Origin of the sequence: Nostoc sp. 106C (genome assembly GCF_002154725.1) — a bacterium.
Lineage (GTDB): Bacteria > Cyanobacteriota > Cyanobacteriia > Cyanobacteriales > Nostocaceae > Aulosira.
Genome location: NZ_MTAW01000232.1, coordinates 87,254 through 103,350 on the forward strand (window position 1 = coordinate 87,254; position 16,097 = coordinate 103,350).

The 16,097-nt window shown below is 41.6% G+C and carries 12 protein-coding genes; 7 read left to right on the top strand and 5 right to left on the bottom strand.

The features are described 5' to 3' along the window. The first annotated feature begins 311 nt into the window (after nucleotides 1–311). Nucleotides 312–548, top strand: a complete 237-nt coding sequence (locus BV375_RS33865; protein ID WP_086768754.1) for a hypothetical protein — start codon at nucleotides 312–314, stop codon at nucleotides 546–548. 121 nt (nucleotides 549–669) lie between these two features. Here the strand turns inward: BV375_RS33865 and BV375_RS33870 are convergent, their stop codons facing one another. Both BV375_RS33870 and BV375_RS33875 read right to left on the bottom strand, forming a co-directional pair. Next, a complete protein-coding gene (locus BV375_RS33870; protein ID WP_208095749.1) occupies nucleotides 670–1,227 on the bottom strand; it encodes a DUF202 domain-containing protein in 558 nt (185 codons plus the stop codon). Between the two features lie 242 nt (nucleotides 1,228–1,469). Beyond that, nucleotides 1,470–2,129, bottom strand: a complete 660-nt coding sequence (locus tag BV375_RS33875) for a hypothetical protein (RefSeq protein WP_086768755.1) — start codon at nucleotides 2,127–2,129, stop codon at nucleotides 1,470–1,472. Nucleotides 2,130–2,646: 517 nt separating this feature from the next. Between BV375_RS33875 and BV375_RS33880 the strand changes: the two genes are divergently transcribed. The 6 genes from BV375_RS33880 to BV375_RS33905 all read left to right on the top strand — a co-directional run bounded on the left by BV375_RS33880 (nucleotide 2,647) and on the right by BV375_RS33905 (nucleotide 11,265). Further along, the gene (locus tag BV375_RS33880; RefSeq protein WP_086768757.1) at nucleotides 2,647–3,633 is read left to right on the top strand and encodes a LysR substrate-binding domain-containing protein; all 987 of its coding nucleotides are present in this window, start codon (nucleotides 2,647–2,649) and stop codon (nucleotides 3,631–3,633) included. Between the two features lie 450 nt (nucleotides 3,634–4,083). Next, on the top strand, nucleotides 4,084–5,397 hold the full coding sequence (locus tag BV375_RS33885) for an efflux RND transporter periplasmic adaptor subunit (protein ID WP_086768759.1): 1,314 nt from the start codon (nucleotides 4,084–4,086) through the stop codon (nucleotides 5,395–5,397). 99 nt (nucleotides 5,398–5,496) lie between these two features. Further along, nucleotides 5,497–8,673, top strand: coding sequence for an efflux RND transporter permease subunit (locus BV375_RS33890; RefSeq protein WP_086768761.1), 3,177 nt, complete (start codon nucleotides 5,497–5,499; stop codon nucleotides 8,671–8,673). Between the two features lie 123 nt (nucleotides 8,674–8,796). Continuing rightward, nucleotides 8,797–9,537 (top strand): SDR family oxidoreductase, encoded by a 741-nt coding sequence (locus tag BV375_RS33895; RefSeq protein ID WP_086768764.1) that lies wholly within the window; start codon nucleotides 8,797–8,799, stop codon nucleotides 9,535–9,537. A gap of 273 nt (nucleotides 9,538–9,810) precedes the next feature. Next, nucleotides 9,811–10,524: a rubrerythrin family protein gene (locus BV375_RS33900; protein WP_086768766.1), complete on the top strand. Its 714-nt coding sequence runs from the start codon at nucleotides 9,811–9,813 to the stop codon at nucleotides 10,522–10,524. A 483-nt stretch (nucleotides 10,525–11,007) separates the two neighbouring features. Further along, a complete protein-coding gene (locus tag BV375_RS33905; protein ID WP_086768767.1) occupies nucleotides 11,008–11,265 on the top strand; it encodes a hypothetical protein in 258 nt (85 codons plus the stop codon). A gap of 584 nt (nucleotides 11,266–11,849) precedes the next feature. Here the strand turns inward: BV375_RS33905 and bchE are convergent. The 3 genes from bchE to BV375_RS33920 all read right to left on the bottom strand — a co-directional run bounded on the left by bchE (nucleotide 11,850) and on the right by BV375_RS33920 (nucleotide 15,922). After that, the gene (gene bchE / locus BV375_RS33910; protein ID WP_086768769.1) at nucleotides 11,850–13,463 is read right to left on the bottom strand and encodes a magnesium-protoporphyrin IX monomethyl ester anaerobic oxidative cyclase; all 1,614 of its coding nucleotides are present in this window, start codon (nucleotides 13,461–13,463) and stop codon (nucleotides 11,850–11,852) included. A gap of 91 nt (nucleotides 13,464–13,554) precedes the next feature. Beyond that, nucleotides 13,555–14,952: an oxygen-independent coproporphyrinogen III oxidase gene (gene hemN / locus BV375_RS33915; protein WP_086768771.1), complete on the bottom strand. Its 1,398-nt coding sequence runs from the start codon at nucleotides 14,950–14,952 to the stop codon at nucleotides 13,555–13,557. Between the two features lie 244 nt (nucleotides 14,953–15,196). Continuing rightward, a complete protein-coding gene (locus BV375_RS33920) occupies nucleotides 15,197–15,922 on the bottom strand; it encodes a heme oxygenase (biliverdin-producing) (RefSeq protein ID WP_086768773.1) in 726 nt (241 codons plus the stop codon). Nucleotides 15,923–16,097 lie beyond the last annotated feature (175 nt).

A 16,097-nucleotide genomic window follows, 5' to 3' on the forward strand; every position in this document is an offset into this window, starting at 1 on the left:
AAGACAATACGCTCGAATGGTACTTACTTAAGCAAAAGTTGCTGCCCAGATCCCCGACTTTTTGAAAAAGTCGGGGATCTAAATCTCGCTAAAGTAAGCGATATTCGACAATACGCTCGTTTAATTGGCTCTGTGAATCATTCACAGAGCTATTTTTTTGAAAGATTAAGTTGCTTTAAGATATGAGGAGTTTTATTAAAGAATATAAAAGAAACCTTAAGTCAATCCCTTAATCTATCTAGGGTAAGAAGTAATTAGTTCACAAATTTTAGAAATTAGAGTAGATAGAATTAGTTTTCATATCATATAAAATGACTTATTTTAAAGATAGATACAAATCGTTACCTAAAGAACAGCAATTTTGGCACACAGAATTAGTTAGATATGGCGTAGACTACCATCAAGCTGCTAAAGTCGCCAAGATTCTAGCTGAGAAGAAGCCAGATGAGCTTTTGAGCGAGGAAGAGATTAGGCTGACTAAAGAAGTTTGTGAAGCTTGGTTAAGACAACGCAACCGTTTGGCCTCCATTTCCAGGGCACTTGAGTAAGATTCTGTTCTCAGAAAGACTTATAGGTGAGGCGGATGCAGGGACGCAAAGAGATTCTAATAATAGATTTGAGCCTGGGAAAAATCAGGGTGATATGGCGCTAGTGCTTTATAGCTAACCACTACTCAGGTATGATTGGACTCATTGGGTTTAAAGGCGCGGTAAAGACATAATATATAACACCTGAACCCAAAATCATAATAGCGAGACTGAAAAGGAGTACCCAGCGGTCTGTCGGTTCGTAAGTATCTTCTTCAATATCACGACGAACTGCGAAATAATGGCCAGTGGAAAGCCACACCGTGATTAAACCGACTAGGGAGAACACCAAGCCTAACTTCCACCCATTACCAGGATGAGGTAACAAAGGTACTTGAAAGGCGCGCAGACGGACGATAACGACGCCAAACCCTAAAAGAGCGATCGCGGTTCGCATCCAAGCAAGGTAAGTGCGCTCGTTAGCTAGGTGATCCCGGATGCGTGACGGATTTAGTCTACCAGGCTTTTTTTTCTCTTCAACTTCTTCACTACTTTTTGACTTTAACTGCATCAATAACGCCCTCATCCCCAAAAAGAATCCTCTCCAAAAAATGCCAAAATAATAGCAAATCTCCTTGTAGGTAATTTGCATTTTGTGCGATAGTCGCACTGCCAAAATATTCTTGATTTGCTTGGGCATTTCTTTTAACCTTATTTTAATGCAGATATATAGATAAAATCAAGCCTGAATATTGTTTCATCCTTAGAAAAATTCAAAGTTTAAAAATCAATTTTGAATTACCCCCAAGGTGGTTGACATCATTACATACCCAAATAAAACAGCCAAAGGTAGAAAGCGTTTCACCTGTGCTTACTCTACTTTTGGCTGCAACTCTATTTAAATTGAGAAAGTTCATGCAAACCGCGATCGCTTGCTATACCTCAAGAGTTCTCGCTAGTAGGCACATTAGGAACGCGTGTATCTATAAACGCCTGAGATACGTTAGGGATAAACCACTTTATTTCCTTAGCTTTGACTACTTTAGCGTTAGGAACATTCAATTCAATTGCGGCAGTATCGGGATTACTCTTAATCACCAAGTGGCTACCATCAGCTATCTTGACAGCAACTGGACCTGGGGATTCTTTAGCTTGTCCATCACTACTTGAACTTGCAATTGTGGCATCGTTCGGAAGATAGAATCCATCACAATCCCATTCATTTCTAGTAGACTGACCATCTGCTAAAAAATACAAGCCATTGTCGTATAAAGCATCATCATCCTGTTCCTGACTTGGGTCTTTGCCATAGACAGCTATGGTTTTACCTGTTTGATTACTACATTGACCCCAGTTAATACCTGTTTCTAAAGCATATTTTTGAAAGGTTAATTCATCAATTTTTTGCTGAATGTCTTCTGGGGTGACACTGTCGTTGAGGGTTTTTGCTTCTTTTGCTTTAGAAAGTGCTTTAATCGCTTTTGTGACTTCTACATAGTCAGGGTTCTTGCTAGCTTTTGGTCTATCAGCAAAGGAAGGTTGAGCAAAAGCAAAATTTAGCAAAATCATCAAGACAACTAACAAAGATTTGAAGAGATTCATAAGTTTTATCCTTTGGGATATACTAGCTTTTTTAAGCAAATTTTAATGTCCAGTCTGTTAACTAATGAAACTTTTATCTTCTTGAGATGATGGTTGAATAACTAAAACCACCGATAAAAATAGCGGTCTACGACAGCAATCAGAGATAAAAGCAGAATTTTCATTGACATAAGACATAAAGCACAAAATTACTGCTGTATTCAGTTAAAAAAATGGGCGATCACAGCCAGGTTGATTAACTTATAAACGGTGTAGCATAACTACAAAAAATCAGCCCAGAATTAAACACAGTTCCTCTAACTCGGTGTTAGCAAACAATGTTACGTAGACATTAATGATATATTGCTACTTTGCTCTATTGGAATTTGCAAACTTTGCTTTAGTTGCTTAGACCCGATGTCAAAGGCTTTGATTTATACTTTAGACAAACTAAACGATAGAGTCAAATGCTTTTTTTTGTCAAAATGATAAATACAAGTGATTAAAATTTTGACAATAGATTTTAGGGATAGTTGACATGGCAGGGATGACGCTCGATCAGCTACGCATCTTTCTGGCTGTGGCGGAGAATCTACACTTTACTCGTGCAGCAGAAGAGCTTTATATTACTCAGCCTGCTGTCAGTGCTGCGATCCAAAGCTTAGAGCAGGAATACCGAGTCAAGCTGTTTCATAGAATTGGTCGCCATATCGAGATTGCGGAGGCTGGAAAGTTACTCAAAGTGGAGGCGCAGAAAATTCTTGACCAAGTTAGCTTGACGGAACGAGGGTTGCGGGAACTGAACAATTTGCAACGCGGGGAATTAAAACTAGGATCGAGTCTGACAATCGGGAACTATTGGCTTCCGAGTAAGATTAGCGAGTTTAAAAGCCAATATCCTGGCATCTCCGTTAACTGTACACTCGCCAATGCAGAGACAATTTGTGTCGGGACAGCAATGGGACAATTTGATTTGGGTTTAGTGGAAGGAGATGTCAAGCCAGAACTGCAAAACTCGATGGAGTATGAAATCGTGGGAAGCGATCGCTTACAAATTGTTGTGGGTAAAACACACCCTTGGTTTGAGCGTGGCGAAATTTATCTAACAGAACTGACTCAAACTCCTTGGGTGATGCGAGAACCGGGTTCTGGAACACAACAAAGATTTGAGGAAGCTTTGCAAAATTGGGGAATCAATCTTAGCGAATTGGATGTGATGTTAGTCTTCACCAGTGGTGAGATGGCAAAAGCCGCAGTCGAAAGTGGTGTAGGAGCCACAGGAATTTCTGAGTTAATGGTAAAAAAAGAAATCTTGCTTGGGACTCTACGTGCAATGCGAGTTATTGATAACAGAGACGGCTCTAGTGTGAGTGTAGAAATAGTACGACCCTTTTTCAAACTCAAACATCGTCAGCGTTTCCAAACAGCACTCTCAAAAGCTTTTGAACAGATGTTGATTTCATCTCTATTGGATAATTCATCTCAAAATTCATCAACATTTGCCATCAAAGGGCAACTGTCTTAGCTAGATTGTATTTCTTTGAGAATGTCATTGGATATACATTATCAGCAAATAGCTTTCTCAATCAATCTCCCTCCAAATGCTTATTGTTGGAGGGTTTTATATTTTATTTACTAAAGTAATTTAAGTGTAAAAAATAAAATTTTAACAGTATATAAACATGATAATAAACTACATTTGTTACCACCTATATCTAGGCAGCGATCGCCTGTTAGCAAAAATAGAACATTTTTCGCAAGAATTTAAAAGACAGCTGCATCATCATATTTGTAAACTGGATTTTATCACTCACCTTTCGGTAGATTAGCGTAACTTACAAAGGGAGTATATTTGAGGTGGTATACTACATAATTTCTCATCAAGCTTCATGCTAAATCAGTAAATTAAATTTCAATCAGCTTTAATTCTTCCTAACTCATTGGTAGTTAAATTTTCTTAGGTTCTTTGCATACCATGACATCCCCTGAACATCAAACTGATTTTGAAGAACGTCTTCCAGAGTCATCATTTGAGCCACCTCCACAACAACGGCGGTGGCTTCGGTTATTGTTAGCTGCACTATTATTGCTTGGCGGTGGAGCAGCTATAGTTTGGCGTTTGGTAACTCCTCAACATCAAGCAGCTGCACCAGCTAATGCTCCACCGGGAGTACGAGTCAAGTTAGCCCCAGTACAAGCAGGCACAATTGAGGAGAGTTCCGATTTTATTGCTAACTTAGAATCCCGGCGCTCAGTCAAGCTGCAACCAAGAATTCAAGGACAAGTTACACAAATATTTGTGCGCTCGGGAGATACCGTTGCTGAAGGAACGCCAATTGTTCAAGTAGACCCAAGACAGCAACAAGCAGCAGTTAGTGGATTAAATGCTGGGGCCCAGGCGGCCAGAGCACAACTACAAAATGCCCTAGCTACACTTAAATCTCTCCAAGCCGATCGCTTATCTAATGTTGCTGATGTGCGATTGAACCAGCAAGATTATGACAGATATACTAGCCTCGCCGACCAAGGAGCAGTATCTCGGCAGACTAGAGATCAATATGCCAATCGGCTAGCTACAGCCAAAGCGCAACTCAACGCCATAGATTCCAAGATTCAAGCACAGCAAGCGAGCGTATCCCAGGCAGAAAAAGCTTTGCAGCAAGCTGAGGCAAATACTAAGCAACAAGTAGTCGAGCTTCAGTACTACAAAATTCCTGCTCCTATTCCGGGGACAGTTGGTGATATTCCCGTAAAAGTCGGTGATTTTGTGAATACTTCCACACAATTAGCTACGATCACTCAAAACCAACCTTTAGAAGTCAACATCTCTGTACCCCTTGAGCGGGGACCGCAATTGCGTAAAGGATTACCAATCGAAGTAATGGACGCCCAAGGGCAACCTTTGGGTAGAAGTCAAGTATTTTTCATCTCTCCAACTATCGGTAATGGTACCCAATCAATCCAAGTCAAGGCACTCTTGAATAACTCGCAAGGTAAGTTGCGAGCAGATCAATTAGTGCGGGCTAGAGTGATTTGGAATCGGAAATCTGGAGTTTTAATTCCGACAACAGCAGTGTCTCGTGTAGCAGGGGAAACTTTTGTTTATGTAGCGCAAACAGAAAATAACCCACAAGGTAATTCCCAATTAGTAGCTCGGCAAAAGCGAGTGAAGTTAGGCAATATTCAAGGCAATAATTACCAGGTTATTGAAGGATTACAGCCAGAAGAAAAAATTATCGTCTCCGGGTTGCTGAATCTCAGAGACGGTGTTCCTGTCATTCCAGAGTAGGAACTAGGGGCTAAAAGCAGGACAAGTCAGACAGGGGGAAATAACCGCCCCATGCCCCATTTCCAATACCCCATGCCCAATACTTGAGCAACGATTCCCATGTTTGTTGACTTCTTTATCAGGCGACCTGTATTTACAAGTGTCTGCTCCATCATCATCCTTTTGGTAGGAGCAATTAGCATCCCAACACTGCCCACAGACCGCTATCCCGAAATCAGCCCGACGCAAATTAACGTTACTGCTAATTATGTGGGGGCGAGTGCTGAAGTTGTCGAAAACACCGTTACAACTGTTTTAGAGCGCCAAATTAACGGGGTTGAGGGCATTAAATACATGACCTCAAACAGTAGTAACAACGGTACTAGTACGATTACAGTCACATTTGATGCAGCGCGCAACAAAGATATTGCGGCAGTAGATGTGCAAAATCGGGTTTCTGTTGCTCAACCGTTGCTACCAGACGCCGTGCAGCGAACTGGAGTCACTGTTAGCAAACAATCCAACAACATCCTCTTAGCAATGGGGTTGTATGCCGATAAAAAGGCTTTTGACAACGTCTTTTTAAGTAACTACGCCGACTTATATCTAGTAGATGCCCTCAAAAGAATCAAAGGTGTAAGTGAGGCGCGAATTTTTGGTGAACGCCGCTACGCTATGCGTCTGTGGCTCGATCCCAATCGTCTTGCTAGCCGCAACCTTACAGCCCAGGATGTAATTGATGCACTCAACGAACAAAACTTACAGGTGGGTGCTGGGCAAATTGGACAGCAGCCAACAGATAAGGATCAGATGTATCAAATAGATCTGAGAGCAGTTAGTAGGCTTACAGATGTCTCCGAATTTGACAATGTAGTTCTCAAAACAGCTGCTGATGGCTCACTGATCACACTCAAAGATGTGGGTCGAGCGGAACTGGGAGCAGAAAACTATAACTCGTTTCTGCGATTTAGAGGTAACGAAGGTGTAGGTATAGGGATATTTCCAACGCCCGGGAGTAACGCCTTGGATGTTGCTAAGGCGGTGAAAGCAGAAATGGTGAAACTGGCACAAAGCTTTCCGCCAGGGATGAAATATCAAGTAGCTTTTGATACTACATCATTCGTGGAAGCTTCGCTAGCAGAAGTTTTGAAGACGTTGGTGGAAGCGATCGCTCTTGTCGTCCTGGTGATTTTTATCTTCTTACAGGATTGGCGCACGACGTTGATTCCAGTGATTGTAATTCCCTTAGCGTTGGTCGGTACATTCGCCTTTATCAAGGCATTTGGGTTTTCGATTAACACTCTAACGATGTTTGGCATCACCTTGGCAACAGGGTTAGTGGTTGATGACGCAATCATCGTCGTGGAAAATATCTCTCGCTTGATTGAAGAGGAGGGGATGTCACCGCGCCAAGCGGCTTCTGAATCAATGCGCGAGTTGTTTGGGGCGGTACTGGCAACTTCTTTGGTATTGATGGCTGTATTTGTTCCCGTGGCATTCTTTCCTGGTTCCACAGGGCAGATTTATAAACAGTTTGCATTAACGATCGCCTTTTCGATTGCCATTTCTACCTTTTTGGCTCTGACCCTGACGCCTTCGCTCTCCGCCTTACTACTGCGTCCCGGACAAAAACCTCGTGGTTGGTTAGGCAAGATTTTTGGGATAGTAAATAGATTTATTGATTGGATGCGCAGAGGGTACGAGCGATCGCTGTTTCGTTTAAACCGTGTCGCGGCGATCGTTGTCTTATTATTTGTCCTGTCCTTGGGTTTGACAGCCTGGGTTTACACCCGCGTACCCACAGCATTTATTCCTGAAGAAGACCAAGGCTATTTCATCACCATTATTCAAGGGCCGGAAGGAGTTTCACTCAACTACACCAGCAACGTCATGGCTCAGGTAGAAAAAGAAATCCTGAAATTGCCAGAAGTAGTTGGTACATTCGCCATTGGTGGCTTTGGTTTTAGTGGTAACACTGCTAACAGTGGCGCAATTTTTACCACCCTCAAACCTTGGAATGAGCGCACTGGTGAGGAGCAATCAGCACAAGGCATTATGAATAAACTGCGGGGAGTGCTATCGGCAATTCCAGAGGCGAGAATTTTACCAGTTAACCCCCCAGCTATCCAGGGTTTAGGTAGTTTTGGTGGCTTCCAATTTGAGCTACAAGATAGAGCTGGTAACAATGGCTTAGCTACAATGACGCAAGTTATGGGTCAGTTACTCCAACGTGGTAATCAGACACCAGGATTACAAGCTGTGTTTAGCACATTTAGTGCCAACACACCGCAGATGGTAATTGAAGTAGACCGCAGCAAAGCCAAAGCCCTGCAAGTTAAAGTCAACGACATCTTTAATACCTTACAGAGTTACTTAGGTTCGCGGTATGTCAACGACTTTAATTTGTTACAGCGGACTTACCGCGTGTATGTGCAAGCAGATGCAAAGTTTCGCTCTAATCCTGAAGATATTGGTAAGTTGTACGTGCGATCTGCTACCAATCAGATGATACCTCTAAGCAACTTAGTGACGGTTACTTCCACAACTGGGGCGCAAACCATTACTCACTACAACTTGTTCCGCTCGATTGAAATCAACGGTTCAGCAGCTCCTGGCTTCAGTTCAGGACAAGCAACCACAGCAATGGAGCAATTGGCGAAAGAGGTTTTACCCGCAAGTATGGGTTATGAATGGTCGGGGATTACCGCCGAAGAACAACAATCTGGGGGTTTAGCGCCTTTAATTTTTGGATTGGGGCTTGTCTTCGTATTTTTGGTACTGGCTGCTCAATACGAGAACTATGTCGATCCACTAATTATTATGTTTGCCGTTCCCCTAGCTATCTTAGGGGCATTGTCGGCACAGTCACTACGGGGTCTAGCCAACGATGTATTTTGCCAAGTTGGTTTAGTAATGTTGATTGGTCTGGCTAGTAAAAACGCTATTTTGATTGTGGAATTTGCTAACCAACTGCGAGAACGTGGTGTTCCTCTGGTCAAAGCAGCAATCCAAGCAGCTGAGGAGCGCTTGCGACCGATTCTGATGACATCCTTCGCTTTCATCCTCGGTCTTTTGCCCTTGGTAGAAGCCGAAGGTGCAGGTGCAGCTAGCAGACAATCTCTTGGTACAGCTGTAGCTGGTGGGATGATTGTTTCTACTTTATTGAGTCTGTTTGTCGTACCGATTTTGTATATCGTAGTCAGCAGAATCCGCGATCGCTTTCGCCCCCACCAGCAACCGCCGCAACTGCCAGAACCCAGCCAGGATGGCAAAGTTCCACACTCGGCCCATAGGTAATCAAATAGCCGCAAGGACGTGGAGATAAAGAGACACAAAAAGAAGGATCTCCTAAAAAACTCTCCGCGTCCTCATGTCTTGAAGTCAGTCCCAATAATCAGCAACACAAAGCGAGATCTAGATATGCCATCCTTAGCAGGAAAAGTTGCAATTGTCACTGGTGCATCGCGGGGTATTGGCAGAGCGATCGCACTCAAGTTAGCTAGTAACGGTGCATCTGTTACCGTTAACTATGCAGGTAATACAGCTAAAGCCCAAGAAGTTGTTGCCGAAATTACTCAGCAGGGAGGACAGGCCTTACCTGTACAAGCGGATATCAGCCAAGTAGCTGAGATCAAGCGGCTTTTCGATCAAACTATTGAAAAATTTGGTAAGGTCGATATTTTAATCAACAATGCTGGAATCGTTATTTATCAGCCGATCACCGAAGTCACAGAGAGCGATTTCGACCAACTTGTGGCAGTGAATATTAAAGGTACTTATTTTGCTTGTCAACAAGCTGCCCAAAGAATGGCAGAGGGAGGACGGATCATCAACTTTTCTTCTTCAACCACGGCGATGATGCTCCCAACTTATAGCGCTTACGTCGCCACAAAAGGTGCTGTAGAACAAATAACACGAGTCTTAGCCAAAGAACTGGGTACAAAGAAGATCACAGTCAATGCTGTTTCTCCAGGCCCCACAGATACAGAACTATTCCGTGACGGTAAAACCGAAGAACAAATCAACCGTTTAGCCCAAATGGCAGCTTTGGGAAAACTAGGAGATGCACAAGAAATCGCTGACGTGGTAGCATTCCTAGCTAGCGATGAAGCACGGTGGATTACCGGACAAAATATCCGTGTCAACGGTGGAATCGCCTGATGTAATCTCACAAAGATATCAAGAGATATCAAAATAAAGAATTTCTCAAAGCATAAACTAAATGAGCACTAATAAATTAAAACTAGAATTTGCCGACTGCAAAACTTTTCAGTTTTATAATTGTCCTGGTGCAGCTAACAAAACGGGTAGCTCAATGTAGCATAAAAAACGTTGTATAAAACGTTTCTAAATAATCAGAGTATCCTCTCATTTACCCGGATTTAAAGTCTGTATTTTCCAAGCAAAATATCACGTTACAAGCATCCCATAATTATGGATTTGTCTAACTTTACTACACTGCAAAACTTAGAAGCTGCCTTCGGTGGTGAATCGATGGCGAATCGGAAGTATCTGTTTTTTGCTGAAGTGGCGCGTAAACTTGGGTTTACAGACTTGGCGAAACTTTTTAAAGAAACAGCAGAACAAGAAACAGAACATGCTTTTGCACACTTTGTTTTGCTACACCCAGAATTAGTTATCAATGATCCATCAGCTTTAACTGATGAACAAAAGCGGGAAATTGTATCTCGTTGTTTATCATTAGCAATTGAAGGCGAAACTTATGAATACACCACAATGTATCCAGAATTTGCCGCTTCCGCCCAACGCGATCGCGATAACTCTGCGGCGGAAGAATTCCTCAAGCAAGCGAAAGAATCTACCGATCATGCCAATACATTTCGAGAAGCAGCACATCGTTTTGGCTTGCTAAAATTTATCGAAAATTACCACGCCGATCGCTACGCTGAAGCTTTAGAAGTTCTGAACGGCGGACAAGCAGCAACTAGAGTTGCAGGTGATGATCCCAAAACTCGGAAATGGATTTGCAGACAATGCAGTATGATTTACGATCCCGTTGCTGGCGATCCTGATTCTGGTATTGCACCTGGAACACCATTTGAAGAAATTCCTGATGACTGGAAGTGTCCAATCTGCGGTGCTACCAAAAAGACTTTTCAACCATTTGAGGAAAAAGTCGCTGCCTAAGATTGTAATGGGGAGCATCTCACTTTTTTACAACGTCATTGCGTTGGCGGAACGCCTACGTCGTACCTCCTCGCTGCGGACAGTTATACTATCGTTGCAAAATAAAAACTGGGATGCACCCATTGTAACGTGGCGGTTCTCGTGAGGATGAATGGTGTCTAATTAAGCTCAAACTCATAGCGCAGAAACGTTTTACCCGACACGCCATTTGCTACCCTGGGGGAAGTTTCCTTCTCACAGGTGTAAGTTTTTATTTATCGACATTTCTTGAGTAAAAAATAAACCTATGTATATTGGCTAGTAAAATCCAAGAGCTGTTTGTCTAAACAAGTAAACAGCTTAATATCAAGCTGGTTATGGCTCATATCAAAAGTAGACACGAAAAAAGTTCTAATAAATCTCAGTTTTTATACGGATGAGCAATGTTTTTGAAAGTATATCTGGGATGAAGCGACATGAAATATTAGTCTACGAGGTGGCGTCATGAAATATGTTTCTTGGAATACTCTTGCCAGAACTGCTTTAAATGGTTTTTATGCACATGGAAGAGGTGCTGTGTATTTCTCTAAAGATGGCAATGTACATTATTGCTGGGAAGGTCAGATATCCTTAGCTGTTTTGTTTTATGACCCAGAGACTGAGTTTGTACTAGTCAAAGAATGGGTTAACCCTGACACCCAAAGCACTCATTTTGCTACTGCTATTATGCCTTTAGGGTCAAATGTTGTTTTACAGTTTTAAAATAAGTAGAGCTTGCTCCTTCTAGGTGTGACATCAAGCAAAACCACCAGGAGAATTTTGAGAAATTGATATAGGACTAAAAAGTGTCGTTGCAACCTCTAATAGTCTTTGTATAAAGCATTCAAGGTTTTGTAGATACGAACGTCAGCTTAAATGATCGCAACAGTGTGTTTCCCTAAAATAAAAAGGCTCGAATAGCTGTTACAAAGTACAACGACAAGCCTTGTAAAGTAAAAATCCCACACCTATAACTAAAGGTGTGGGAGAGCCAAAGTAATTTGTAATTGATAGTTCATATCATGTCCGGTTGAACACTTGTCATTGCGACCGGAGGGAAGCAATCGCAAAGGTGTTGGGATTGCTACTCTGCGAGAACGACTTCGGCGAACGTTCCACTTCGTTGCACTCGCGGCGGACATATCGCAACTAATTTAGCGGACATAATATCATAATTCGTAATTACAATTAGTGCTTGCTTTGACCCCGCCACTAATTGAAGACCACTAGATTTTAAATTTAGCGGTTGCTTTGTCTCCATTAATTACGAATTACGAATTACGAATTAGTAATTATTTTCTCATTCCTTATATTTTCATACTCGGTACATCCTGATCTTCACCTTGATATTCCGGAAGATCGTTGGGTGCACCGCAAGCGGAAATATTGCCAGTAAAATTCACATCTGCTGTCAATTCTGGATGTTGTTCTTTACGTTGGGCGATTTGTTCGGAAGTGAGAATTTTGGACTCGTCAAAACCTAACTCAATTTCTGTATGCAGTCCTTTGTATTTCACCCGCTTCAGGTTGTAGAAGCGTTTATTAAGAGTAGTTTGGGCAAAAGCCTTCAAGCAGCCTAAAAGGTATTTCCGCTTAAAGGGATCTTTGACAAACCAATACTCAATAGTCTTACGCAGATAGAAACGGGCGTAGTTCCGTAGCACTCCTTTAAGAACATCCTCCCGTTCCATTGCGTTCGGCTTCATGATTGGGGTGACAAAGTTATATTGCGAATAATCCCGCACCTCTACGCGATCGCCTAATTCTTGAAATAACTCGGAAAAAGGCCAAGGGGTAAACATATTCCAGTTCACCATGTCTGCTTTCCAGTCCAGCGCCATTTTATAGGTTTGTTCAATTGTCTCTGGGGTTTCGTTTTCTAAACCCATGATGAATTGAGCTTCGGCAACGATACCATTTTGCTTTAACAGTTGGATCGCCCGCTTATTTTGTTCAATTGTCGTTTCTTTGCGAAACAAATTTAACTTTAACTGGGCGGCGGCTTCTGTACCTAAAGAAACATGAACTAGTCCGGCTTTGCGGTAAAGGGGTAATTCTTGCTCATCTCGCAAAATATCTGTGACGCGTGTATTAATTCCCCAATGTACGCCCAAATTACGTTCGATTAATTCGTTACACAACGCAATAAATTTGGGCTTGTTGATTGTCGGTTCTTCGTCAGCCAGAATGAAAAAGCCCACCTTGTGTTTTTTCACCAAAATTTCAATCTCATCAACAAAGCGCTTGGGAGAACCGGAACGGTATTTACGCCAAAATTTCCACTGGGAGCAAAAACGACAGGTAAATGGACATCCCCTAGCATAGTTGGGAACAGCTACCCGCACATTAAGAGGAGTATAAATATATTTGCTCCACTCTAAAAGATCCCAATCTGGAGTGAGGGTATCCAGATCAGCAATTGGCGGATGGGCTGGTGTGGCAACTACTTGACCATCTTCAAGGAAAGCAATACCTAAAATATTGCGGCGATCGCTTTCATCTGTACCATTGGCGATCGCTTGCAGTAAATTAACTGTAATCTCTTCTCCTTCGCCGCGGATAATGTAATCTACCCAAGGTGCTTCATTCAGCACTTCATTGTACATATAGGTAGGATGAACCCCGCCCATAATTGTCTTTGCTTGCGGGCAAACTTCTTTAACAATTTTCAGAGTTATCTGCGATTGGTAGATCATCGGCGTGATCGCCGTTGCTAATACAACATCCGGCTGATACTTAGCGATCGTTTCCGCTAAGACATCATCAGGAATATAATCTGTCATTGCATCAACAAAGCGGATATTGGTAAAACCAGCCTGCTTTAAGGCTCCACCAACATAAGGAACCCAACTAGGTGGCCAATTCCCAGCAATTTCCGCACCACCAGAATGATAGTTGGGTTGAATCATCATGATACGCATAATTTTCTTCCTGCTGCTTGAAAGAGGGTAACAGAAGGATGAAGGCAGAGGAGCCAGTGCGTTGCGGAGGTTCCTCTGCCTTCTGCCTTCTTCAAATCGCTTTAGAAAAAGCTGCATTTTTTCGCTTTCTAGTATGAGCATCGAAGATGGACGCAATATTGCGGATGAGTAATTTGCCGCTCGGTGTCACCTCAATACCATTGGGTATCATCCGAATTAGTCCATCAGCTTCTAGCAATTTCAACTCAGATAATTCTCTGGCAAAATATTCATTAAAATCCGTATCAAAAGCTATATGATATTTTTCTTCTATCTCATTAATTGACAGTTGGAACTGACACATCAATTCCATAATTACAGTGCGGCGGAGGATATCATCTCGATTTAGAGTTACTCCTTTTTTAATTGGCATAATACCTGTATCAATTGCTTGGTAGTAACTCTTGAGTTGCTTAATATTTTGAACATAAACGTCATGCAGCATACTAATGGAAGTAATTCCCAAGCCAAATAAATCGGATTCTGGTTTTGTTGTGTATCCCTGGAAGTTTCTGTGGAGTTTTCCCTGTTGTTGGGCAATGGTTAGTTCATCATTGGGTTTGGCAAAGTGATCCATACCAATAAACCAATAACCATTTGCAGTTAATTCTTCAATAGTCATCTGAAGAATATCTAGTTTTTCCGAAGCCTGAGGTAATGCTGATTGCGGAATCTTTCGCTGTACAGGCTTCATCCAAGGTACATAAGCAAAGTTAAAAACAGCAACTCTATCAGGATCGAGTTTTATGGTTTTTTCAATTGTGTTTTTAAAGGTAGTAAGGCTTTGAAAAGGTAAGCCATAAATTAAATCAACGTTAGCGCTCTCAAATCCAGCATCCCGAATCCATTCCATCACATCAAAAAGCATAGATTCCGGTTGGACGCGGTTAATAGCCGTTTGTACTTGATAGTTAAAATCTTGAATTCCAAAGCTAATGCGGTTAAAGCCTAAGCTTTTTAGGAAAAAGATATAGTTTTTATCAACATATTTGGGATTAATTTCAATGGAAACTTCCGCCTGAGCATCAAAGTTGAATTGACGATTGATAGTATTCCATAAAAAATCCATTTGCTGCATACTTAAATAATTAGGCGTGCCACCTCCAAAATGAAGTTGATGAACTTGGCGTTTCGAGGAAATTAACCCAGAAAATTGTTGGAGGTTGCGAACTACATAGTTTAAATATGGATCTACGATTTCTTTTCTTTTGGTGATAATTGTATTGCAACCGCAAAAATAGCAAGCAGTTTCACAAAAAGGGATATGGAAGTAGACAGAGAGCGGAGTATTTTTACAATTGCCAACTGCAATACTCGATCTTAAATCTAATTCGCCAAAATTTTCTTGTAACTCCGTTGCTGGTGGATAACTTGTATATCGAGGCAAAGCTTGGTCATAGTTTCTAAGTAACTCCGAGTTGAATTGGACTGTTTGCGTTGCAAGTTTCATGATGCTAATAACCTTGAATGTTTTAGTCCTGTGTTAGTAACTATAGGAGAATGTAAAAATTACGCCTGCTGAGTACACATCGTAGGCATCGTCCACCAAAAGCTCAGATGATGGACATTTGAAGTACTGAATTAGTTAATCTTTCATCAGTGCAGGTATCCAATTTGTAGAGAAAAGATACCTACACTCAAAAAAATCGCCAAAATCAAGAGTTTCCCTAAATTTTATTTTTGAGGTTTGATGCTTATTCCGCCGCAACTAGTTCTGTGCTACCAGGTTGATCTTGACATGTAATCAAATCAAAAACGCGATCGCCAATTGCAGCTTTCACATCTGGTTCTAACTCCTGGACAACATTGCGATTGAGTTCAAAAGCATAATTTGCCTCTGCAATAATTTTTTCAGCTAAAGCATCATCTACTGGTAACGAATTCAAAGCATCACGATATTGAGCTTTAAATGCTCTGATGGCTTCAACAGTAGGTAGAGCCTCAAATTCATGCAGTCCAGTTCCTTGATTCGGTGGTAAGTCCATCGCTGAACGGACAATTTTTTTCAAACTCTGACCCCCAGACAAATCTCCCATATAGCGAACATAAGAGTGAGCAACTAGTAATGCAGGTTCTGTGTTTGCTACTTCTTGAATTCGAGCAACATAAGCTTTACCTGCTTCTAGCGCCAATATTTGCTCGTGCCAGTCCTCACCGTAGTAAAAAGCGAGGTCTTTCTCCAAATTTGCTTTACGGTTCAACAGCGGAAAATAAATCAGACTGATTACAGGATGAGTGCTATGACGCTGAAGCTGTTCTTCCAACGTACTGTAAACCAAATACAAGTTCGCTATCAATTTACGAAACGGCTCTTTTTCTACTATCCCTTTCAGGAAACATTTCATAAACGCCGTATTCTCCGCCATTGTATGGGAGTGTTTTGTTCCTTCCCGTAACCTAGTTGCTAATTCGCTACTCATACTCGATTCCTAACTTTTTAATACCTATATAACTTTATGGCTATATAAGTATTTAGATAAACTAAACTTTTCAAAAATTAACCTGAGGTTGGCAAAGTTTCAAAAGCCTGATTAGGGTTTATACCAATTCACTAAAACTGTGATACAGATAAAGAAGGAATAAATATCAACGAGT